This is a genomic window from Pseudomonas sp. FSL R10-1350 (assembly GCF_009600525.1).
GTDB classification, from domain to species: Bacteria; Pseudomonadota; Gammaproteobacteria; order Pseudomonadales; family Pseudomonadaceae; genus Aquipseudomonas; species Aquipseudomonas helleri.
On the sequence record NZ_WIVR01000192.1, the window covers coordinates 1 to 435 of the forward strand.

The 435-nt window shown below is 57.7% G+C and carries 2 pseudogenes; both read left to right on the top strand.

The features are described 5' to 3' along the window. A pseudogene (locus GHO25_RS25795) lies at positions 1–88 on the top strand (peptidase P60); the annotation flags it as partial. 119 nt (positions 89–207) lie between these two features. Beyond that, a pseudogene (locus GHO25_RS25800) lies at positions 208–435 on the top strand (YggS family pyridoxal phosphate enzyme); the annotation flags it as partial.

Sequence of the window (435 nt, forward strand, 5' to 3'; positions counted from 1 at the left end):
GCAAAAGCCTTACTGGCAGAACCACTATGTGGTTGCCAAGCGTGTGCTGCCTAAAGAGAAAGGCGCGCTGCAGGTTGTGCAACGCTAAGCGCAGGCAAATCATGCAGCCGCTTCCAGCGGCTGCATGCCAACCAGGTCAGCGATATCCATCCCCCCTCCCAATTCCAGTAGAATGCCGCTGACTTTCACAACAGCGGGCTTACACGAATGTCCACGATAGCAGGCAACATTGCCCGGGTTGAGGCGCGCATCCGTGCAGCCGCACTGGCTGTGCAACGTGATGTAACAAGCATTCATCTACTCGCTGTCAGCAAGACCAAACCTGCTGGCGCGCTGCGTGAAGCCCATGCCGCGGGCATTCGCGACTTTGGCGAAAACTACCTGCAGGAAGCCCGCGCCAAACAGCTCGAATTAGCCGACCTGCCCTTGTGTTGG